This is a genomic window from Pseudomonas sp. MWU13-2862 (assembly GCF_023242495.1).
Classification (GTDB): domain Bacteria; phylum Pseudomonadota; class Gammaproteobacteria; order Pseudomonadales; family Pseudomonadaceae; genus Aquipseudomonas; species Aquipseudomonas gingeri_D.
Genome location: NZ_JALMEZ010000023.1, coordinates 34,718 through 57,731, shown reverse-complemented (window position 1 = coordinate 57,731; position 23,014 = coordinate 34,718). Strand labels below are relative to the sequence as shown.

Annotated in this window: 16 protein-coding genes and 1 pseudogene; all 17 read right to left on the bottom strand. The window is 58.6% G+C overall.

Going from position 1 to position 23,014, the window contains the following annotated elements; genetic code table 11:
- Window positions 1-7: 7 nt before the first annotated feature.
- A pseudogene (locus tag M5C56_RS30270) lies at window positions 8-181 on the bottom strand (IS4 family transposase); the annotation flags it as partial.
- 403 nt (window positions 182-584) lie between these two features.
- A complete protein-coding gene (locus M5C56_RS30265; protein ID WP_247263433.1) occupies window positions 585-1,346 on the bottom strand; it encodes a hypothetical protein in 762 nt (253 codons plus the stop codon).
- A gap of 1 nt (window position 1,347) precedes the next feature.
- The gene (locus tag M5C56_RS30260; RefSeq protein WP_103498141.1) at window positions 1,348-4,014 is read right to left on the bottom strand and encodes a hypothetical protein; all 2,667 of its coding nucleotides are present in this window, start codon (window positions 4,012-4,014) and stop codon (window positions 1,348-1,350) included.
- Window positions 4,015-4,067: 53 nt separating this feature from the next.
- Window positions 4,068-6,107 (bottom strand): type VI secretion system tip protein VgrG, encoded by a 2,040-nt coding sequence (gene tssI, locus M5C56_RS30255; RefSeq protein ID WP_103498140.1) that lies wholly within the window; start codon window positions 6,105-6,107, stop codon window positions 4,068-4,070.
- 21 nt (window positions 6,108-6,128) lie between these two features.
- Complete coding sequence (locus tag M5C56_RS30250; RefSeq protein ID WP_247263434.1) at window positions 6,129-7,139, bottom strand: serine/threonine-protein kinase; 1,011 nt, start codon at window positions 7,137-7,139, stop codon at window positions 6,129-6,131.
- Window positions 7,136-7,864, bottom strand: a complete 729-nt coding sequence (locus M5C56_RS30245) for a PP2C family serine/threonine-protein phosphatase (protein WP_103498147.1) — start codon at window positions 7,862-7,864, stop codon at window positions 7,136-7,138. Before M5C56_RS30245 ends, M5C56_RS30250 begins: the two co-directional genes overlap by 4 nt.
- A complete protein-coding gene (tssM, locus tag M5C56_RS30240) occupies window positions 7,864-11,364 on the bottom strand; it encodes a type VI secretion system membrane subunit TssM (protein ID WP_247263435.1) in 3,501 nt (1,166 codons plus the stop codon). The genes M5C56_RS30245 and tssM overlap by 1 nt, the downstream gene beginning before the upstream one ends.
- Window positions 11,365-11,379: 15 nt before the next feature.
- Window positions 11,380-12,249: a type IVB secretion system protein IcmH/DotU gene (icmH, locus tag M5C56_RS30235; RefSeq protein ID WP_103495368.1), complete on the bottom strand. Its 870-nt coding sequence runs from the start codon at window positions 12,247-12,249 to the stop codon at window positions 11,380-11,382.
- 2 nt (window positions 12,250-12,251) lie between these two features.
- Window positions 12,252-13,586, bottom strand: coding sequence for a type VI secretion system baseplate subunit TssK (gene tssK, locus M5C56_RS30230; protein ID WP_103495367.1), 1,335 nt, complete (start codon window positions 13,584-13,586; stop codon window positions 12,252-12,254).
- Between the two features lie 2 nt (window positions 13,587-13,588).
- Entirely contained in the window at window positions 13,589-14,083 is a 495-nt protein-coding gene (gene tssJ, locus M5C56_RS30225) for a type VI secretion system lipoprotein TssJ (protein WP_103495366.1), read from the bottom strand.
- A complete protein-coding gene (gene tagH, locus M5C56_RS30220) occupies window positions 14,080-15,282 on the bottom strand; it encodes a type VI secretion system-associated FHA domain protein TagH (protein WP_103495365.1) in 1,203 nt (400 codons plus the stop codon). The genes tssJ and tagH overlap by 4 nt, the downstream gene beginning before the upstream one ends.
- A 19-nt stretch (window positions 15,283-15,301) precedes the next feature.
- Complete coding sequence (locus tag M5C56_RS30215; protein ID WP_103495364.1) at window positions 15,302-15,442, bottom strand: type VI secretion protein; 141 nt, start codon at window positions 15,440-15,442, stop codon at window positions 15,302-15,304.
- Between the two features lie 34 nt (window positions 15,443-15,476).
- Entirely contained in the window at window positions 15,477-17,009 is a 1,533-nt protein-coding gene (locus M5C56_RS30210; RefSeq protein ID WP_103495370.1) for a sigma 54-interacting transcriptional regulator, read from the bottom strand.
- A 10-nt stretch (window positions 17,010-17,019) separates the two neighbouring features.
- A complete protein-coding gene (tssH, locus tag M5C56_RS30205; protein WP_247263436.1) occupies window positions 17,020-19,611 on the bottom strand; it encodes a type VI secretion system ATPase TssH in 2,592 nt (863 codons plus the stop codon).
- Between the two features lie 6 nt (window positions 19,612-19,617).
- Window positions 19,618-20,625: a type VI secretion system baseplate subunit TssG gene (tssG, locus tag M5C56_RS30200; protein WP_103495362.1), complete on the bottom strand. Its 1,008-nt coding sequence runs from the start codon at window positions 20,623-20,625 to the stop codon at window positions 19,618-19,620.
- On the bottom strand, window positions 20,589-22,376 hold the full coding sequence (gene tssF, locus M5C56_RS30195; RefSeq protein ID WP_103495361.1) for a type VI secretion system baseplate subunit TssF: 1,788 nt from the start codon (window positions 22,374-22,376) through the stop codon (window positions 20,589-20,591). Before tssF ends, tssG begins: the two co-directional genes overlap by 37 nt.
- 226 nt (window positions 22,377-22,602) lie before the next feature.
- Window positions 22,603-23,010, bottom strand: a complete 408-nt coding sequence (tssE, locus tag M5C56_RS30190) for a type VI secretion system baseplate subunit TssE (RefSeq protein WP_103495360.1) — start codon at window positions 23,008-23,010, stop codon at window positions 22,603-22,605.
- Window positions 23,011-23,014: the final 4 nt, after the last annotated feature.

Genomic DNA, 23,014 nt, shown 5'->3' with positions numbered 1-23,014 from the left:
ACGTGAACAGCGTTTCAGTCGGAGGAAACAACCGTTCCCGATGCTCTGGCAATACCGATTCGACCCGCTGCAAGAGTTCTGGAGTCGTGAGCACATTGAAAAAGGCATAGGCATTACAACTCATCGTCTGTCGGTGAATACGTTGCCGTTGCTGTCGGAGGATTTGACGTCTACGATTCATGGCGGGCTGCGTGCTTGGCTTGTCGGTGTGTGTGTTCGCAACTATCACCGTAGGCCAAGACCAGCCCTTCTTCATTTTTTGCTTTCAGTTCAGGCGCTTAGCCACTAAGGAAGTGCCATTCAAATCCGTCCCCCTTTTCTGCTTTTCTGTCCGTTTCTTCGTGAGCTAACTCGAGGCTATTTATCGCACTCACAATAATTGACGCACCTGATCCTTGCTGAACGGCAGTCGCCCGGACCGCATCACTCATGGTATGCGATTGATACCTTAAATCGACTCCAACATCAGCAAAAACTTTCTGAGAAACAGTTGCGCTGGCCCTCTGAGAAAGGGGTTTATTCCTGATTTTAGTCATGGCCTCACGACCAACCTCTTACACTTACATTAACATCTGAGCAAACCACTAACGATTATTTGTCGGATTGGGCGCTACCAATAGAGCCTTGAGCGCTGCATAATCGTATTTTTTAAAAGACACTTCCCCTTTTTTATCTGCCCGTTCTAAAAAAGCTGGCGTATTTTTTTCAGGCAAATTATAAACCGTATAGAAAAAACCATCTTCAAACAAGTACGATCCTTCTTTCGACTTAATCTCTACGCGTGGCAACGCATCAACCAAACTGGAAGCATTGTCGTAGACCCGAACAATACTGAGATCCGACCATGCAGCATCGACGACTGAGACAGAAGTAGGCGGACTACTTAAAAGGCCACTTGTATCGACCCCAGCCACGTCCAACAACCAAGTATCGCTATACTTCGGAATAAGATCAGTATAATGTTCATCTAGGGCCCTATCTAACCCACAAACAGCCTTACCAATCAAAATCCCGTTCATTCCACTACGAATATTCACGTACAAGCAATCAATTTTTATCTTACCTGCCGAGTAAAGCAGAGTAAAATACCCCTCATACAACGTTCTACCCGCAACATTTTCATAGTACAACGCGGGCCCTCCATTAAACTTAACAAGTAACTTTGAGTTTTCCCCCTCAGGGCCTACCACATTGCGAACCGAAATTTTTTCTTTACGCGAACTAAACTGAAGATCTGAGCCACCATTATCGCTTTTAAAAGCTCCACCTTCTACTTTTATTACTGCCGCCGCTGATGTGAGCGAAAAACAAACTCCAACCGCTAAAAATACCAGTTTCGCTTTCAATTTATCTGACCTCAGGAGCAATTGATGATTTTTTTAAGACCTCTTCAAACCGTACTGCATGGCTCGCTATCAACTCTTTCCTATCAGAACCATTAATGACATTTCGAGCGCCTTCATAATCTTTGGAATCATTATTAACATACGTACCGAGCTTTCTCCCAGAAAACACTCCCTCAAGCATACCCCATATCATAATTGGCACAGCCTTATCGTAATCAGCCGCCAATTCGGGAGAGCTTACAAAATCGAACCCAAATTTATCCTTTGCTTTTTGGTAGTTACTTTTCCAAGTCAAATGCACTAAACCTCGACCACGATATTTATAACCATCGCCTTGCGTTATATTTCCGTGACTAATCGCACGATTACGCAGCGTTTGCGTTGATGCTAAGACAGGGTCATATTTATTAAAATAGTCAACCCCACCAATTTCTGGAGCGGCACTAAAATACTCATGTGCCAGAAAGTTGTACGCCTCAACCCTAGCGGTCGCAAACATATAAGACAATTCATACACCGTCACAATTTCTTTTGTAGAATCTACATATTTATTTATATTTTCAATTATTCTTTTAATGTTGACCTTTGATACATCAGACAAGGCCACATTAGCGCCATCAAAACTCATGTGAACAGCTACGTATTCCGAGATAAATTTATCGACATTGATAAACCCACCTTGACACTTTGAATTACTCAGCATCCCCACAGGATGAAAATGCCAAATTTTCCCACCCTCACCAATCCCCTCTTTCCCCGCCAAATCCCCCCACCAAGCCAATTTCTCAATCCGCTTCTTCTCCGCCACCCAACTCACATTAGGCTGCGCCGCCGTATGCCCCATCAGTTCATCCAGCGCGTCCCACTTCTCAGCCTTGTAGTACCACTCACTCTCGTACTTGGTCACCAGTTGTGAAATGGATTGCGCAAACCAGGGTTTGGCCAGGGCTGCACGAATCTCGTTGGCGGTAAGTTTGTCGTCTTTGTCGGTGTCGATAAGGTTATACAGACGCTCTTTCGCCGGGCCGCGGGTGGAGGTGCTGACCTTGGGCAGGAAGGTGGCTTTTTCGCTGTCGTCCAACAGATTGCGGTCGTGGAAGTTGGCCGCCAAATGATCAGCGTTGCTGACAGTTTCTTCGATGAACTCGAAACCTTCCCATTCCCACGGGTTGTGCCGGGTAGTCATCAGGTCCTGTTCCGCCAGCCAGCCGCTGATGGGGTTGCCCTGGGCGTCGCCCAGCAGGCCTTCCAGGTGCCACCACAGGGTGTCGCCGCCTTGTGTGGCGGCGGGCACCTTGATTTTCTTATCGGCCGGCATGGCCTCAAGCACGCTGACGGGGATGATCAGATCATATCCGGTCATCGTGCCGTCATCGCTGACCTTAGGCGGGTTCGTACTGCTGATGTCGGCGCGGTGGGTGATGAGTTTGGTGTTCTTGTACACCTTCATCAGGTTTTTCTGGTTGGCCGGCAACGCATTCGCCTTGCTGCGGCTTTGCGTGACAAAAGCCTCCACGTCGTCGCAGCTGAAGACCTCCAGGTGGACCAGGTTACGTGGGCTGCCTTCATCGTGATTCTGGTACTGGCCCGCGTGGCCGACCAGGGCTCCGGCCTTGATGGTGACGGGTGTGTCGAGCACCACCACGCTGCCCATGGCCTTGGGCTCGCGCCGGGTCTCCAGCGAAGGCAGCCAAACAAAACCCGGCAGGCTGCCAGAGGCGTCGGCGGTGAGCGCCGGAACCGGCTCACCGCTGATGATCTCGACCAGTTTGCGGTATTGGCCGCTGGCGCCCTCTTCGCTGATCTTCACCTGTGTGCCGGTCGGCAGCACGGACAGGATGGCCCCGCTGGTGGCGGCGGTCTGGTGCACGTTCAGGCCCTTGGCCTGGTTGGCGGGAACGTCGTCGGCTTTCTTGCCGATCAGGTACTGGTTGTTGCCCAGGCTGCTCATATTACCTTTGTAGATCCAACCGGTGTCTGCCGCCAGGCCACTCATCTCGGGAGAAACGCTGACGATCTTCAGCCATTGACCATTCGCGCTGGCCTCTCCGGTGGTCACCGTGGTGCCTTGCGGCAAGGTGGCAAGGATTTGCTCGTAGCCCTGCGTATTCTTCTGAGCAGCGTGTACGTTAAGCCCCAGCACCTTGTCGTTGGCGCTGGCACTGACCTGGTAGGTGTCGCCGCCCCAATAGGCGGGACGTTCCAGTGCAGGCGTTGCATTGTAGCCAGCCATGTCCAGCAGGTGCATGTAGAGGCTATAGAACACCAGTGTCGGCCCGCCTGCGGCAGCCGGGGCCGGTGTGGCACCTGCCGCCGTTGCCGGAGTAGGCGGCGCGGGTACTTCCAACTGGTGCTTGACCAGTACGAAGCCTGTGGAGGCGATGGTGCTACGGTCGCTGTAGGCAGAGACTGGATAAGCTTCATCAATGCGATACGCAATCACTTGCCCATCGGCAATGCAACGCACCTCGCTCTGCTGCGCCACCAGCCCCGTGGACTCATCGAAATGCACGCCACCATGCCACAGCCCATTACTGCCCAATGGGTAATAACCGTCGTTGGCCTTGGCCAACGCCTTGTAATACTGCTGCGGATCCGTCGCTTCTGCTCCCTCTATTTTGAAGGGGTACGACCACTTCTCTACTTTACTTGTTGTTGTCTCAGTCATTACCAATTACCTGAATTCTGATCCCTGGTGGCTTGGAGTGCCGTCAGTGCCTGTCAGCCGGAGAAGTTGAGCATTCGCTTCGGTTTGACCTTTTCCAACGGCGCATTCACCAACGCCCCCGCCATCACACTCCCCGCCTTGTCGTTATCCGCCGCCCCCGGCAGCACCGGCGGCTTGATCCCAATCCCGGTGCCACTGCCCGCCGACCCGCCGGCGTTCGCCAGAATCTGCGCGCCGACCAGGGTGATGCCGCCGGCATCGAGCTTGATAAAGCTGCCCGCGGCCTGGAGGGTCAGTTCCAGTCCAGCCTCGATAACGATCTTTTGCCCGGCCTTGAGGTGAATTTCAGTGCCGGCGTCGACCAGTTGCGCAACGCCCAGTTTCACGTGCTGGTTGTTGCCCACGGTGAGGTGGTCGTCGACCTTCACTTCGCCTTTGCGGTCGGCAAAAATGGTGCGGTGCTCTTCGGCCTTGAACTCGCTGTAGGCGTTGGCCTCAACGGTGTCATGGCGCTCGTGGCCCACGTGGATCTTCTGGTCGTGCTCGATGTTCTCGTCCCAGTTGCGCTGGGCATGGATGAAGATCTGCTCCTGACCTTTCTTGTCTTCGATGCGCAGCTCGTTGAAGCCGCCGCCACCGGGGCTGCTCAGGGTCTTGAAGACGCTGCGGGTCTTGTTCGCCGGCAGGTCGTAGGGCACCTGGTTTTCCTTGTGATACAGGCAGCCGGTCACCAACGGCTGGTCGGGGTCGCCTTCCAGGAAACTGACCAACACTTCCATGCCCACCCGCGGGATGGCGATACCGCCATAGCGCTGCCCCGCCCAACTGGAGGACACCCGCAGCCAGCAACTGGTCTGCTCATCCGCCTGGCCTTCGCGGTCCCAGAAGAACTGCACCTTGACGCGGCCGTATTGGTCGCAGTGGATTTCTTCGCCCTTGGGGCCCGTCACTACCGCGCTCTGGCTGCCCAGCACCCGAGGCTTCGGGTGCCTGAGCGGCGGACGATAGAACACGTCCCAGGGGGTGGCCAGGAAGCGGTTGCGGTAGCCCTGATGGAAGTCGTCCTTGTTGTTGGTCGTGTCGCTGGTGACCGACTCCTCCAGCACCTGCGGCTGCTTGCCCTCGTGAAACACCTCGGTCAGCAGCCACAGGTCATTCCACTCAGCGCGCGGGTGGTCGCTCAGGGCCATGAAGTGGCCGCTGACCAGGCGGGTCTCGTCGCCCTTGCCTTCGGCCAGTTGGTAATCGGCACGGTGCCGCTCCAGGGCGCGCTGGCTCAGTTGTTTGCCGCGCGTACGATCAGTGAAGCGCCCCGGGTAGTCGTAATCTTCCAGGTCAGGCTGCTCGGCGCTTTGCTGGTCTGGTTGGTAGGCCGCCTCCATCAACAGGCGCGGCTGTTCAAAGTCGTAGTCACGGCGACTGACACGGCTGGTGCGCGTTTCCAGACGGACATTGAAGCGCTTGATCACGGGCACATCAGCGACCATGCCGGTGTCTTGTACATAGGCGGTCGGTTGGCCGAGCTTGGGGAAGAACGTCTGGTCGTCGCCAAATACCAGCAGGTGCCCCTCGGGGCTGTGCTCGAAGTGGTAGTGCACCCCCTCTTCCTCGCACAGGCGCTGGATGAAGTGCAGGTCGCTCTCGTCGTACTGCACGCAGTAATCACGATCGGGGCACGGCTTGCCGAGATGAAATTGATAGGCATCGCCCTGAATGCCATGTTCCTCGAGGATCTGCGCAATGATCTTCGGCGCACTCATTTTTTGAAAAATGCGCTGGTTGATGCGGTGCTCCAGATAGGCCAGCTGCGGCACCAGGACGATCTTGTAACGGTGCAGGCGCTTGCCGGCGTCGCCCTGGGCCACCTGATAGATCTGCCCATGGATACCGCTCCCCGCAGCGTCATAGGCCAGAAACGCCTGCTTGTGCAGAACGCTTTCCAGATCGATGTCCGAACGCTCACTGACCAACTCCAGGTCAAAGCGATAAGGACGGCTGATGCCTTCGCTGCCCTTGAATTCGAGTACCTTGAAATCCAGGTCCAGGCCGTTGATGGTCAGGCTGAAGTGGGTTTCATTACTGCTGTTGAACATGCTGTTCTCCCTGTAAGGATATTATCCATTGCGCTGGCTGACCCAGCGTTGCAGCAGGTTGAAGGGTTCGCTCCGGATGACGTGATGCAAGTCCTGGACGCTGATACGCCGTGCGTCAGCCTCCAACGAAAGGGCCATACGTAGGGCGGGCCAACACTTTTTGGGTAAGTTGCGCGGTCGTTCCAGGCGATAATCGAGCGGCGGCTCAAGGGCCTGTTGCGCCGTGAGCCGGCGATACGGATGTTTGCCTCCGGCCAGTTCATAGATCACGCAGGCTGCGGCATAAACGTCGCTCGCCGGCGACAGCGGCGCCCCCTCGAACAACTCAGGCGCGGCATAACCAGGGGTCCAGGCGTTGAAGCGGCTACGCTTCAGCTGCGGCAAGCCAGGCAGTACGCCCGCCATGGCCTGCCCGAGGCCAAAGTCGAAAAGCCGCACGCCTTTTTCGCCGAGGATCACGTTGCTCGGTTTGATGTCACCGTGCAGCACCCCCTGGTCATGGGCATGGGCCAACGCGTCGAGCATGGCCAGGACGATGCCCCGCAGTTCATGCCAGGGCATCCCCAGGGGCCGTTCGCAGAGCAACTGGTCCATGGGCATGCCACGAATCAGTTCCATGCTGAAATACGCTTGCTGGCAACCGGTGTCGACCTCAAAGGTGTGCACCCGGACCACATGCGGGTGCACGAGATGACGGGTCAGGGCGAACTCGCTGTACAACAGTGCGCCACCATCCGGGCAATCGGCGACATCCTCACGCAGCAGTTTTATCGCGACAAAAGGGTCCGGCTCGCCGAACTGCTCCTGCAACAGGTCCCGGGCACGGTAAACCATCCCCATGCCCCCGGCGCCCAGCAACCCTTCCAGGCGATAACGGCCACTCAAGACTTCGGGCAACGGCGTCGTCGGGCTCGCCGATGCCCGCACCGACCGCGCCTTGGCGGCACCCTGGGCAAAGGCGAAGTAGGTCAGGTTGTCACCCGCCTCGCCCCACGCCTGGGGGTTGTCGAGGGCTGAAGTCATGTTGTTCACTGGCGTATCACCACCCCTGTGAGGTTGTCGGCGGCCCTGCCACTCAACACGTGCTCGAACATCTGCTCCAGCGCGATGCCGGGCAATGGCAAGCTCATCGCCTTGCCCAATGACTCGCCACTGAGGCACTGATAGAGGCCGTCGCTGCACAGCAGAAAGGCATCACCGGGCTGAACTTCAAGCTCAAGAATATCCAGTTTCAGCTGCTCGCTCGCCCCCAACGCCCGCGTCAATGCGTGGGCGCCTGGCTGCTGCGCCGCCAGTTCACGGCTCATCTGTTGCTCATCGATCAATTGCTGCTGAAGCGAGTGATCCCTGGACAGCTGAAACAGCTGGCCGCCACGCCACAGGTAGCAGCGACTGTCTCCTGCCCAAATGCAGGCGGCGCGACGGTCCTGCACCAACAGGGCAACCACGGTACTGCCCATGATGCTGTGCTGACGATCGGCGGCGACCGTGATCTCCAGCCCCATGCGCCGGTTGAGCCAATGCAGGCATTGGCGCACCTGACGCAATTGCTCGTCGAAATCCCCCTCCAGCAGCATCTCATCGAGCCCGCTGATGATCATCTGGCTGGCCAGATGCCCGGCCTGATGCCCCCCCATGCCGTCGGCGACCACCCAAAGACCGCGCTCAGGGCGGTCCAGGAAGGCATCTTCGTTGCGGCCCCGGACCTTGCCCGAATGGGTTCGGCCCGCGCTACGCCATTGAATGGCGACCGGGATCAAAGCGCCACCGGCATGCGGAAGCTGCGCAGCGCACTCAGGTCGAAGGGGTTCGGCGAGCGCTGGCTGAGCACCAGGTAGTTGACACGCATGCCACCGACATTGGCCTTGATCATCAGCACATCGCGACCGCTCTGGTACTCGGTCTGCATCAAGTCGAAGAGGCGAAACAGCGACCACGGCCCGGTGTTTTTCTCGATACCGATGGCCTTGCCGCTCAGGTCCTCGAGCAACAGGCTGGTACGACCGTCATTGGCGTCAGTCGGCCATTTGAACGCTACCGGCACGATCGGGCCGTGGCGATAGACCATCTGCTGGTCACCGAAACGGAACTCTGCACTCCCAACCGTAGGGTCAAGGGTGTAGGGCTCGAGCTTGAACTGCACCTGGGGCTCGTTGGGGTTCTCGGCAAAGAAGCTGCGGCGAATGATCTGCGCGTTGCCCATCTGGTCGAGAAACACTTTTGACATCGGCAAGCTGCGGCCATCAACGCTGCGCAACCGATAGTTGCCGGCCTCACCACTGACGAACGGCTTGAGGTAGGTATCAAAGAAGTGATCGGCGATACCCTGGGCCTTGAAGAACTCGCGGAAGTCGTTCAGGGCCACATCGCTGCTGCTGTGTGCGTAGAACGGATAACGCTCGTTGATCGCCTTGCTGTAAAAACCGTACAGCTCCGCCTGGTAGCGCTGGTTGACGTATTGGTAGCTGTTGTCGAGCACCAGCATCCAGGTGTCATCCGCCATGTTGTTGAACCAGACGTTGATCGGTCGCGGCAAGCGCGCAGCGGCATTGCGCAGGCTGTTCATCGCGTCACGCTGGCCACCCAGGCGGTTCTTTGCCAGGTCATAGGCCGCCTGCTCCGGCTGGCTGGCGCGCGCCAGGCCGGACAACTGCTGCTGCAGGTCGTTGAGCGCCTGCAACACGGGCGTCAGATCGGCCGCGGGGCCATTGTTGTCATCGAGCAAACGATGCAGTGGCTCGAAACGGCGCTCCAGCGACTTCTTCGCGGTATCCGGCAGGCTCTTGGCCATTGCCTCGCCGGCCTGCCCTGCCGCCGCTGCCGCGGCCTTGCCCAACTTGCCAAGCTTTCCACCCACCTTGTCGGCGACATCCCCTGCGGTATCAGCTGTATCGAGCATGGCCGGGAAGCGAGTGTTCTCGCGGACCTCGACCAGCATTTGCACAATCGGCGAATTGGCTGAGGTCAGCCCCGCCAGTTGGTCGGCACCGTCCTGGGCACTGCTGATCGGATCCAGGCCGATCTGCGCGACCGCCTCGCTCCAATAGTTGGCGTAATCGCCAAAATACAGTTGCTCGAGCTCAACCATCAGGCGGCGCATGTCCATGCCGCTGAGGCTGCCGCCCTCGCCCAGGACCCAGTTGTCACGCAGGATATCGCGCACCAGACTGGCGCCCTGGGTGATGAAATACTGCTGGTAGCCTTTCTGGGTATAAAAGCCCGGTATCACAGAGTCGGTACCGGTGAACAACGCACCTTGCGGGCCCAGATGCTGGCTGAAACGGTACTCGGGCAGTTCGCGGGCCTGCTCACGCAACACTCGGTAAACGACGTTGGCCAATGACTCCGCACGCAGGACCTGGCGGGCCTGGGCAACCAGGGCATCGTTCAGAGGGTAAACGAAAGGCTGCTGCAACAGGCGTCCAAAATGCTCATTGAGCTTGGCCTGTACCGCGGCGTCGCCGGTGTAGCGAAGCGACCAGTCGGCCGCCATCCAGTCCTTGAGCGTAGCGGCTTCACGGCGCTCCACCAGATTGAGCATCAAGTAGGCGCGCAAGCTTCCAAGCAGACGGTCACGATTGCCCATGTTGGCGCGGATCTGGCCTTCGAGGGTCCGTGCGACCCGTGGCAGCAGTTCTTTCTGCAGCGCTCGATGATAGGCATCCTCCAATGCCGGGTTGCTCGGTTCGCCCTGGTATAGGCCGCCACGTTCGCTATAGGCCGCATCGCCTTTCTCCGGGAAAACCCGCGTAGCCGCATAACGGCTGTCGAGCACCGGCAAGGCGGCCATAACATCATCTTGCGGGTTCAGCGTTGCCTGTTGCCGGGATTGTTGCTCGGCCAGGATCTTGACCTTCTCCAGGCCATTGTCGTTGGCCGAAAAGCTTCCGGCCCAGACCCACCCGAACAGCCCCATGCAAGCCAGTGCCCCCAGGTACAAAGCACGCTGCCCCCAACTGATACGTCGAGTTTCACGCTTGTCGAGCCCCGCCAACTCAGCTTCCGGGAAAATCACCCGTGCCAGCAGATGGTGAATGAAACGAGCCCGGCCGGTGTACATCAGTGGCAACGTTTGGCGGTCGTCTGCGGGCGCGCCCGAACGATCGAAATGCGGGGCGCTGGTGAGGTAGAAGCCGCGCAATTTGCTGGCCCGCTGATAACGATTACCGGTAAAGGCCGCATCGACCAGGAAACCCAGGTTCGAACCAATAAGACCCAGCTGCAACGGAAAATCGAGGATCAAACCACGGCGCTGCGTGTCGCGCTCCTGATGCACGCGCGAAATCACTTGTGCGTTCAGACGCGCCAGCAACTCTTGAAACTCTTGGTTCATGACCTCAACGTCGGTACCCTGCTGGTCTTTGCCGAAGCTCGCCCCCAGGACTTGATTACTTTCCTCGAGGGACAGTTGGTCGAAGAACGCATCAAAGCCTGCGACCTTATCGGCCTTGCTCAAGATCAGATAAACCGGCACATCGACATGCAGTTGCTGGTGAACTTCCTGCAGTCGGTTACGAATGGTCCGCCCTAGGGCGAGCATGTTTTCGCGATCACCGCTTTGCAAAATGCTGACCGGGAGGGTCACCAGAACACCATTGAGTGGTCGGGTGCGACGACGCGATCGCAGCAAGCCCAAAAGGGTCTTCCAGCCGGCGCCATCGACTTGCGTATCGTCCTGGCTCAGATAGCGGCCGCTGGTATCGACCAACACGCCGTTGTCGGCAAAATACCAGTCGCAGTGCTCGGTCCCCGTTTCATCACGGCTGAGCTTGCGCTCAACCTTGTTCAGCGGAAACTCAAGCCCGGAGAAATCCAGCAGACTGGTTTTACCGCTGCCCTGCGGCCCGATCAACAGGTACCACGGCAAGTCGTTGCGCCAGCGCTCGCTGCGCCCGCGGTACAGGCTGGAGGTCTTGAGGATCCGCATGGCGTCCTTGAAGCGCGCACGCAAGGTTTTCTCGGCTTCGCTGATCGACTCTTCACGCTTGAGTTGAACCTGGCCGTCCTCGCTGTCCTCGACCTTTTTCTTGCGCACGCTGCTGCGCCAACTGACGAAGACCATGAACAGTCCCCATAGCAGGCAGAGCACGCAAATGGTCAGCAAACGGGAATTGGAGCTTTCCCAGAACTTGTAGTCATCCACGGCAAGCAGCGGGCCGACAAACCATACCAACAGCGCACACCCGAGCAACAGCAGCAGTGTCCACACCCAAGTCCTGCACAGGAAGGCCCAGGTCTTTTTGAAGAAATTTTTCATTACACGTCCCTGATATTACGGCTTGTGCTCGACCATGACCGGGTCAATGGGCTCATAGAGTTTAAGAACGGCCTCGCGCTTTTCGCCCAGTACATAGGCAAAGCCGGTGTACATCACCACCAGGCAAATGACCGTGGAAGCGACCACCAACCACCACGGCACGATACGGACCAGGCTACGCCGCGGCTCGCTCAACCCCTCCCAGTGGGGCGACAACTCACGCGGCACATCACCGCGTAGCTGACGAATCTGCCGATAGAGGCTGTCGCGGATACCATCGAGCTCGATCATTCCTCGGGGAATGACCCGATATTTGCCCTCAAAGCCAAGAGACAGGCAGATGTACATCAGTTCCAGCATCGGCAGATGCTTGACCGGGTTACGCCCCAGACGGTCCAACAGCTGGAAGAATTTTTCACCGCCGAAGGTTTCGTTATGGAAGCTGCTGAGCATGCTGATGCTTGACCAGTCAATGTCATTGCCCCACTGCGTGGTCACCACTGCCTCGTCCACTGCCGTGCTGAGCACATAGCGCGCGGCCATGACCTGACTGTTCTCGACACCCTCGTTAAGGGCCTGGGCCTCGAAGTGCTTGATGTAACGAACCAGCTCGGCCTTCAATGTGCCGGGGTCCTGGGCGCTGACGCTGTGTTTAATCCGCACGATGGCCGAGAACAGCGGCGCGGCCGCTGAAACCAGGGGGTTGATGCTGATGTTGAAGCCTTCATCCGGGCGGCGGCTGGCCGCATAGATCATCCGCTCTTCCAACTCCTCATAGCGCGGAGGCTGAGCAAAGTCAGTCAGCGGCTCTTTTGCCGGGCGCTGGCCCTGCGGGTTGGCCAGGATCGTTTTTTCGTCCTGGGTGTATTCCATATCCATATTCATTTTCATGAGTTCCTGATAGCCCAGAATTTCAACTCAAGCTCGGAGAATTCGCCTGACACATGGAAGGCGAAACCGCCTGAGCCCTCCAACTGGGCCAGGTCTTCGGAACTGAGTTCAAGGACGAAATAGGTCTTGTTCGAGTGGAACGGAATCTGCCGGGGGGCCACGGGCAATGGCCTTACCTTGAAACCTGGCAGGTGCAGGTTGACCAACTGGCGGATACGTTCCACCGGTCCGACCTTCAGGTGAGCCGGCAGGCGGTGCCGCAGTTCTTCGGAATCGCAATTGGCACTGGCGGCCAGGACGAAAGAGGACGACCCCAGCAGTTTATGATCGTGCAACGGCGACACGCGAATGCCATATTGACGTTGCTGCAACAGCATCTCGATCGCGTGCTGTTCCAGCACCATCGATAGCACCAGCCGGATGGCGTCCATCAATTTTCGGAAGCTGGAACCCTGGTCGCTGTGCTGATAGGCACTGTCGATTTTCGGACGTTTGCCTTCATTGGCGAACGTGGATAAATCCCCCAGCATGACCAGCAGTGCGCGATACAGCTCTTCAGGGTGAACCTGTTCCAATCCCAAATAGTGGCGCAACAGCAGCTCCGTGCGGTTGATCAATTGCAGCATCAGGAAATCGCCGACTTCGGCGCTGCCGACCTTGCCGTTTGAGCTGATACGTTCGGCGAGCTTGTCGGCCCGGTTGCCGAGCATGCTGATGACTTCCTTGAGGCACGACAGCAGGTAAGCCGACCCGTGCGCATGCAGGTAGGTTGGCACAAAGTCCACACTGAGGCTGATCACGCCATCTGGCGAGGTATCAGTGACCTCGCAGACCTTCAGTTTCACGTAGGCCTGATCGTTTTTCTGCTCGCCCAACAGCAAACGAAAATCCGGGCGCGCGCAACTGACCTGGCTGCTGGAGTCATCACCGGCATTGGAGTCGACCACCTCCATCTCATAGGCCGTATAACGCGTCAGCACGTCACGATGGTCAAGACGACGCGATTCAACGTGATTCCCGGTCACCAGCGCCAGCGCCAGGTAAATCGGCATGTTGGCGGTATTGGGCGGAATGTCCAGGGCCAGGGGCTCGCTGTTACCGTCCAGGTTGAACAGGCTGCCATCTGGCAGCACCCCCGATGCCTGGCTGACCACCAGCTTGCCCATGCTGAGAAACTGCGAGTCGATCTCCAGGCTCAAAAAGCCCCAGCTGTAACGCCCCAGCAACTGGGTACGCGACTTCATCTGGTTGTCGTAATAGCGGTCGTTGTGCTGGAAATGCTGCGGACGCAGCAACATGCCTTCCTGCCAGATGACTTTATGTGAGTTCACGATCAGTCACCCGCCTTGGCAAGCTTGTCGGCAGCATTCTGGATGCCGTCTTTGTCCAGGTTCAGATCGATCTTGGTCAGCTGTTGTGCATCGACCGGTATCACATAGCGCCATTGGGTCCCGGGCAGGTCCCGATAGGCAGCCAGCACCGCAACGAAGCGGCTCTCGCCATTGACCGTCAGCTTCAAGTCGAGGGTTTCACCGGGGCGCAACTCAATTTCTTCGCTGGCGACCAGATCCTGCGAAAGGATGTCCTTGGCACGGTCATAGAGGCTGAAGAAGTCAGCGTTCTGGAACGCCACCGGGTGTTTAAGCTCAAGCAGGCGCAACACGACAGGCGATGGCCGACCGTTAAGATCAGGGTTGAGTTGGTCGCTGGCACTGAGTTTGAGGTTCAACTTGGTTTCGCTTGAATACGGCGATAACGCCGAGCAACCAGCCAACAGGATGAACACCAGTACACTGGCGAGGGTCTTGAAGCGGGTCATCGAGTTCATCCTTGATGTTCAGTATTGAGGGTGGCGATTAACCGGACCTGTTCGTCATAGGCCCGAGCGAAGTCCCTGGCCATCAGCCGCTCGCTCCACTCATCGTCCTGACGCAATGCCTGGTGATACCGGACAAAGGCGCGCCAGCGGCCTCCTGGCATGGCAAATAACGCTTTGCTGCCATCACGCTCCAGGCGCAACGTCAGTTGCTCGGGCGAGAAGTGCTCCAGCGTTGCGCGGACGGCCGCGCGGCTGGCCATCAGCAGCGCCACCGGATGTGCCTGCAGGTCGCGCACGGCTCGGGCAATCGCTTGTTCAGCGCTCAGTTGGCCGGGCTTGTTCGGTTGCAGCAAACGCCTCAACGCCTCCCCACTATCGCCGGCATGCTTGAGTGGGTTCTTGCTCGTCAACTGCACAGTGGTCTGGGCCAGGCGCAGCTCGTTCTTCAACTCACTGCGGCTGCGCAGGCTCTGCTGCAAACCGCTGACACTCTGTGCCAGCAGCCTGGCCGCCTTGATCGCCATGGCCTCACGGCTTTCGTTGTCCAGTCCTTGCAGGTCAACCCCCAACGCCTGGCCGAAGCGCTCCCAAAACAACGGGCTTTGCTGTTCAGGCACCGGCTTTTCCGGGGCAGGAGCCGGCTGCGCTGGCGTTTGGTCAACAACCAGCTCCGGCAAGGGCAGGCTTTCCATGTCGATGCGGGCAAAGTCTGCGCGTTGGCGTGGGTCACGACGTGGCGCGGTCAGCGCGGTCAAATCATCCTGCTCGGCATAGATCTGTTCTTGCCGGTCCAGCGCAACCAAGGGGTCCAGGTCCAGAAACGCATCGTCAGGGATGATGCTGCCGGCAGCCTGAGCGCGACCGACTTGCGTCTCGAACAGCCCAGGATCACGCACCAGCCGCGCGCACATCTCAAAGTCGCCCATGCGATAGACGCTTCCATGCTCGACGCGCATAGCTTCGCCTTTGCGCAGTTGAGCTCCGCCGCCAGTGAAAACACCGTTGCTGCTAAGGTCAGTCAGGTAAAACATGCCGCGGTTGAAAGTCACCTGGGCATGGTGACCCGACAAATGCCTTTTGGCATCGGGAATAACCCAATCACAATCACTGGCCCGGCCGATTTTCCCACCCGCCTGTCTGAAGGTGCATCGACTGGCATGATGGGGGATCAGTTGCTTGGTGTTCTGAATCTCGAAGACCAACTCCATGGTGAAACACTCCTTGCGGTCATTTACCGCGATTGACCGCCTGAGGGTCACCCAGCGGACGATATTCGTTGTCGTTGAACTTGTAGTTGCTGGTACAGGCGCTTAGACCCAGCACCAAAGCCAATACCAGCGCGGCTGCGTGCCAAGGACGGACAGGCATCAGGGGTTCTCCATTGGGGCAGTTTGAAATAGGTTCATGGCGCCGAGGTGCCTTCCTGAAACTCGCTGAGGTCAACGCTCAGGCGGCCCAACCGGTAAAGCAATGTGCGACGCGGCAACCCGAGTTGCCGGGCGGCAAGGGTCTGGTTACCACCATTACGGCGCAGACAGCTCAACACATAGGCGCGCTCGACCCGCTCCATGTAGTCGCGCAGGTAAAGCGTGCTGTCTTCGGGATGTGCCTCGACATTCAACGAGAAATGTTCGGGCAGTAATTCATGCGCCTCACACAGCAATACGGCGCGCTCGACCAGGCCCTTGAGTTCGCGGACGTTGCCGGGAAAGGCATATCCGCTCAAATGAGCCAATGCAGCCTCGGACCAGCCCAGCGGTTCCCGGCCAATGAAGACGCACGCCTTGGCCGCAAAGTACCGGGCCAACTCAAGGATGTCGGCATCGCGCTGGCGCAGCGGCGGCAGCTCGATGGGGAACTGGGCCAGCCGGTAATACAAGTCTTCGCGGAACTTGCCCTCTGCCACCAGGCTCAGCAAGTCACGGTGCGTGGCTGCAATGATGCGCACGTCGATTTTGTGCGTGTCGTTGGAACCCAGTGGGCGGATTTCACCCTCCTGCAACACCCGCAACAATTTGGCCTGCAACGACAAGGGCATGTCGCCGATCTCATCGAGCAACAAGGTACCGCCTTCGGCAGCGTCAAACAGGCCCTTGCGGTCACGATCGGCACCGGTAAAGGCACCTTTGCAGTAACCAAAAAGCTCGCTTTCCAAGAGGCTTTCCGGAAACGCGGCGCAATTTTGCACGATGAATTTCTTCGATCGCCGTGGGCCACATTCGTGCAGCGCGCGGGCGACCACCTCCTTGCCCGTGCCTGTCTCTCCGGTCAACAAGATCGTGTAGGGACTGTGCAGGACCTTGCCGATCAGTTGGTATGTGCTGCGCATGGCGGCACTTTTGCCGATCAACCCGTAGCCGCTGGCACAACCGACGGCCAGCGCCTTCACGGCAAGGGGTTGAGTGGGACTTCGCAGCCGCTGCAAGAGTGCAAGCTGCGCCAACACAAACCGACCGAGTTGCCCCAAGGACTCAGCGAAGACCTTCAGTTCAAGCAAGCGCAAGCTGGCGCAGATCAAAACGCCCTCTACCACACCGAGGGCATTGACCAATGGCACACTTAACAACGTGCGCCACTGACCAGCGCTTGGCGGCAGAAAGCTGGTTTGGTAGAGACCACTGCCCAGTTCCTCCAGGCACAGTACCCGGTTCTGGCACAGGCTAAACTGCAGCAATTCATCGGTGTGGTAATCGGCTGAAACACCAATACCCTGCCGGGATTGCATCCCCCCCTCAAAGCACTCGGCACTCAGGCCCAGTTGACTGTGGCCGGCATCAAGCAAATAAACCTGGGCCAGCTCACTGCCGGTGAGCTGGCCGACGGCGAACGTGAACTCTTCCAGCAGGCGTGCATCGTCAGCCACTCTGGAAAGACTGGCGAATGTGCCCAACAACGTTTCGGCGTACGCCAACGGCTGGGGAATCTCAGTGAACATCACACCCACCTCACGCAAACTCACAGATCACGCCGCCATCACTGTCGAGCGTGGCATGGACATGCTTGAGGTTTTCGTCAGTGACCATGGCATCCAGTAGACGGTCAGCAATCAACGGCAACAGGTGCGAATCGATCAGATGGTCGATCAGACGTGCACCGCTGTCGCTTTGCGTACAACGCTCTGCCAAGTGATCAACCAGGGCTTGGCAATGGCTGAATGCCAACTGTCGACGCGACAGGCGTTCGCCCAGCCGTCCGAGCTTGATCTCGATCAGTTCGCGCAGCACGGCACCACCGACCGGGTAATACGGGACTACGCGCATGCGCGCCAGCAATGCCGGCTTGAAGTGCTTGCTCAGGGCCGGACGAATGGCTTGTTCCAGCGCTTGGGCGGTGGGCCGTTGGCCCTCCTCGCACATCGCGCTGATGCGATCGCTGGCAAGGTTTGAGGTCATCAGGATCAGCGTATTGCGAAAGTCTATCTCGCGCCCTTCGCCGTCGTTGGCCACCCCCTTGTCAAAGATCTGATAGAACAGATTGAGGACGTCCGGGTCGGCCTTTTCGACTTCATCGAGCAGCACCACCGAGTACGGCTTCTGCCGCACCGCCTCAGTCAGCATGCCGCCTTCACCATAACCGACATAGCCTGGTGGGGCGCCGATCAGCCGCGATACCGTATGTTTTTCCTGAAACTCCGACATGTTGATGGTCGTCACGAAGCGATCGCCACCATAAAGCAGGTCGGCCAGGGCCAGCGCCGTTTCGGTTTTACCCACACCGCTGGGACCGACCAGCAAGAACACCCCCACGGGCGCATCCGGCTTGTTAAGCCCGGCAGCCGTGGCACGCATAGAGCGATCCAACGCGTGTATCGCCTGTTCCTGGCCACGAATGCGCAAGCGCAAGTCGGCGGCAAAGCTGGCAATTTTGGCGTTGTGCTCACGCGCCAACTGGGTCAGCGGCACGCCGGTCCAGGCGCTGATGACTTCCGCGACCAGGCGCGGGCAGACTTCAAAGCTCACCAGACGCCCCTGCTGCTGGGCCTGGGTCAAGGACGCATGAGTCTGGTGCAGTTGCGCCTCCAGCACGGCGATGTCGCCCCCTTCGACAGGCTCGACTCCTCGTGCAGTTGCCAGTTGCTGACGCAGGTCCAGCAGTGCTTCGGCCAGGGCCTTCTGCTCAGCCCAGCGTTGTTCCAGAACGTCTTGCTCTTGCGCCGCCTGTTCCAGGCGCGCTTCAAGCAATCGCAGCGCCGGCAGGTCGACCGCAAGTCCGGCTTCGGCGTCGCGGCGCAGCGCCTGGCGCTGGCGTTCACCCTCGGCGAGTTCGGCACGCAAACGCTCAAGGCTTTCCGGCGCCGCGGCAAGGCTGATGCGTACCCGCGCACAAGCGGTATCGAGCACATCGACCGCCTTGTCCGGCAACTGCCGGCCTGCCAGATAACGCGCGGACAGCTCGGCCGCGGCGACCACAGCGTCATCACGCAGGTAAATCCCGTGACTCTGTTCATAGACCTGGGCCAGACCACGCAGAATGGTCACCGCCTCGCTGACCGTCGGTTCATGCAACTGCACCGGCTGGAAGCGCCGAGCCAGCGCCGGGTCTTTTTCAAAGTATTTTTTGTACTCCGTCCATGTGGTCGCCGCGATAGTGCGCAACTCGCCACGGGCCAACGCAGGCTTGAGCAAGTTGGCGGCATCAGAACCACCCGCCTGGCCGCCAGCGCCAATCAGCGTGTGGGCTTCGTCGATAAACAGAATGATCGGTTTGGGCGAGGCCTTGACTTCATCAATCACACCCTTGAGGCGGCGCTCGAACTCACCTTTGACGCTGGCGCCAGCCTGCAAAAGTCCCATGTCCAGGGACAACAACTCGACCCCCTTGAGCACCTGCGGCACTTCACCGGCGGCGATGCGCGAGGCCAGGCCTTCGACGATGGCGGTCTTGCCGACACCGGCCTCGCCCACCACGATAGGGTTGTTCTTGCGGCGACGGGCAAGGATATCGATCATCTGACGAATGGCCGAATCGCGGCAGAGCACAGGGTCGAGTTTGCCGTCTCGGGCTTGTTGGGTCAGGTTGTGGGTGAATTTTCCCAGCAGCGACTCACCGCCAGGGGCGGCCTTGCCGTTTTCAGGCTCGGGTTTGTGTGCCAAGGCGAATTCACGCAACCGATCACCATTGAGCCTGGCCAGCAGGGACTGGTAGTGGCTGCCGGCATAGCGCATGGGGTTGCGCAGCAGCGCCAGAATCAGCGCAGCCTGCTCGACCTGGCTCTGGCCAAGTTCCAGGTTGGCCACCAGCAGGGCATCCTGCAGCCATTGCACCAGCTCGGGAGCAAACACCGGATTGCGCGAAGCGCTGTGTTCGGGACGTGGCTGCAGTGCCGCAGCCAGTTCGCTGGCCTCGATATCGGCGTCCAGCAGCGCCTTGGCAAGCAACCCTTCAGGGCGCTCCAACAAAGCCAGCAACAGGTCTTCGACCAGGATCTTGCTGCCACCGCGGGCAACGCAGCGTTGCGCCGAACCTTCCAGATCACGACGGGTTTCGGTATCCAGGGCCTTGATAAGCTGTTGCAGGTCTACGTTAATCATTGTCATCTGTCCTTAATGAATTCTGCTGCCCAGGGTCACGACCCCGTCGGCACGCTCATGTCCAAGCCAACTGGTCCAGCCAAGCCGACACACGTTGGTTTCGCCGATACGCAGCTCGCGAATCTCTTCCTGCTTGAGCACCAACCGCAGGTCGTAATCGAGCGGGTCGCGCAGGGTAAAACGCACCAGCGCGCACAACGGCTGATAACCCGGGCCGATGGGCAGGAACTCATGAAACCGCTCCCAGGTCAGTTGCCGGACATGAATACGAAACTTGCCGCCACGGTCGCGCACCCGCTCCCCCAGGACCAAGTCCTCGCCCAGCAGGCTGTTCGCCTGGCCGAGACGATTGAGCTGTTCCTCAAGGATCTCCACCCGACGCTCAACGCATTGCTCGATCACCAACTCTTCGTGCTTGAAGTAGTAACGCAACACCGACTCGATCAGCGCCGCTGAGTGCGCACGCAAGCTCAGCAGCCCCAGATACGGCAACAGTCGCTTCCAGTTCAGCTCTTCGGCGCGACGGATCTCTTCACCCCCCAAGCCAACCAGCGCAAACAACTGCTCGGAAAACGGGTCCTGGGCACCACTCTCGAACCGCGCGCTATAACGGTATTTGCGCCAGATCGGCAGCATCAACCGCTGTAGCCGGTGGTGGAACAGGTCGAGAAACTGGCGCGTCGGATTGCCGTCTTGGCTATCCCCCAGTGCCTGCTCACCGTAAAACGCCGGCAGCGGTGAACTGGAGCCGAACAGGCCAAGCAGGTTGAAGCGCAGGCGTGCTCGCAGCTCTCCGTGCTCCTCAAAAAACTGCACCCGATCTACATCACTGCCAGGGAAACCAAGACTTGGATTCGCCTCGAATTCGACCTGGTCATACAGCTGCTCTTCCGTCAGGTCCGGATACACATCGCGCAACCGATCGACCACCAGCAACACCGCCTGAAACAGCGAGTATTCGCGTATTACCCGGGTCAGCCTGCTTAAAGCAGGGGCTGCAGCCCCATGCGTGGTGTCCATTGGTACACCTCTCCCTGTGTGCTTTTGACCCTCAATTCGTGGAACGAGTTGAGGCTGGCGTAGAGCGCGAAAAATTCATTCAGCACCGAGGCAAAAACGAACAGATCGCCTTCCCCGACATAGCCTTCCGGATCGATGGTCAGTTCAGTGCGCAGGCCGCGTAACGGCAGGCCTTTGTGCAAGCGGTCGATAGGCTGGTGGCGTATCCCCTTCAGCCCACCGAGCAGGCGCTTGCTGACCTTTTCCGCATGCTGGTCGTAATAACGCGGCAGGTCGTAGGTTTCGAGAATGACCTTGAGCGCCTCGACGTTAGCCAGCGACAGGTAGTTCAGCGACATGTTGCTGATCAGCTTCCACAGAAAATCGCGGTTGATCGGTGGTGCATAACTGGGCGTCGCCGCCGTGATATTGCGGAACTTGAGAAACTCGGGCGTGCCTTCGGACACCAGGCAGATATCACCCTCGCGCAGGCGCAGCGGCAGGTTCTGATTGGTGCAGGTCAGCTCGATAGAGAGCGTTTCGTGTTCTTCGACGTGGCGCATGCCGAAGCTCAGGTAAGTGTCCATGCCCTCGTGCAGCAGCGAGCTGCGTTGGCGAACGCTGAAGTGCGGGCGGGCCGCGGGCACGTCGAAACTGGCATCGTGCTCGAACGATTCGAACGGCACATAGGGGCGGTTGCCCACACCACCAGGGAGCCAGCCGGTCACCGACTCAACAGCAAACACCCCACAATTTTGCAGGTCGTATTCGGCAGGCAGCAGCAGGTACTCATCCTGTTTGCCGTCCAGGCGAATGGGCAAGGCATCGTGCTTGAACAGATTGACAATAGGCGTGCAGTACAGCTTCACATTCTCAAGGCTGGGGCGCAGGCGTTGAATGCCGCTTTTACGGATGTTGAAACGCAACTCAACACCGCGGACCCGTTTCAGGGTGTCTTCAGGCAGTTGCCCGAGCACCTCCAGCCCCACCAGATCGACAAACAGGAACTTGTCCTGGAAGGCGAAGTATTCCTGCAAATAACGGTAGCCACGAAAGGTGTTGAGTGGGTACGGAATCAGCGCCTCCTCTTCAGCGAACCCCACCGGGCTGACCTTGTCGGCGCCGAGCTTGAAGATGATGTCGCATTCGTTGGCGCCCTGGAGTGCCTTGCCGTTGGCATCCACCGGAACGACTTCGATGCCTTCCAGGTTGCGCAGCAGACACAGATAGAGCATCTGGCTGATGTAGCGTTCACCGGCCAGGTGCAAGCGCAAGCGCTTGAGCTCCAGCTCAGCCAGGAAGCCGTCGCAACTCATCTCGGTACGCAGACTCAGCACCGCACCGTCGCCCTTGACCGCGTAGTTCAGCGCCTTCAGGTCCAGCGGCAGAACATCGGTGTCGTAGCAGGTGCGGAAACGGCAACGCACACCGTCGAATGGTTTACTTTCCACTGCGGTCTCGCGAGGGACGAGCAGCGCCGGCCCCGCCTCGGCCAGCGGCTCGAATTGCAGAATGCTGAACGAAGGCAATGGCCGCATGTAGTTGGGCCAGAGCAGATGCATCAACGAGTGAGTCAGTTCAGGCAACTCGTCATCGAGCTTCTGGCGCAGGCGCCCGGTCAGGAAGGCAAAGCCTTCGAGCAAGCGCTCCACGTCCGGGTCCCGCCCACTCTGGCTGAGGAATGGCGCCAGCGCCGGACTACGCTCAGCGAAACGCCGGCCGAGTTGGCGCAGTGCGGTGAGTTCGCTTTGGTAGTAGTGGTTGAAGGACACGCAACTTACCTCTAAATGGAGAGCTCTCGGAGCTGAAAAACTTTCCTGATATCCCGACTAGGCAGGATCCGGATTGAGGAAAACAGTCCCCAAGAAATGCAATATTGGAATACACATCGGCCCAACAAAGCGTGAGACGCGATAAAGAACCGAATCACCAAACCGCCCGAACAAGCCCGTCACGGCCAAATAGCCGCTGCTGAGAGGGCGGCCCCATTGAAACGCCTTAGTGAACCTTCACGTTGCCACTGCCATCCAGGTTGGCGGTGAACTTGACCTGCCGCTTGATGCCCTCCACTTCCAGCACCCCTTCGATCGCGAAGGTCAGCCTGAGGTGGTCCTTGTCACGCGGCATGGAAACGACTTGCACCTTGGAAAGGCGAGGCTCATAGGCCTCAATGAACTTGCGTATTGCATCGCGGGCCTGGGTCAAGGAATCGTGCAAGCTCAGGCGCATGTCGTTGAGATCCGGTAGCCCGTAATCGGGCAGCGTCTGCACGCTGCCCGCACGGGTGCTGAGCATTTTGGCCAGATGGGCAGCCACCGAAGCCATGGCACTGGCCTCCCGGGGAAGACCCTTGCGACTCGCGGCATCGCCATTGAGACGTTCGAAAAGGCTGCCGTATCCCATCATGATT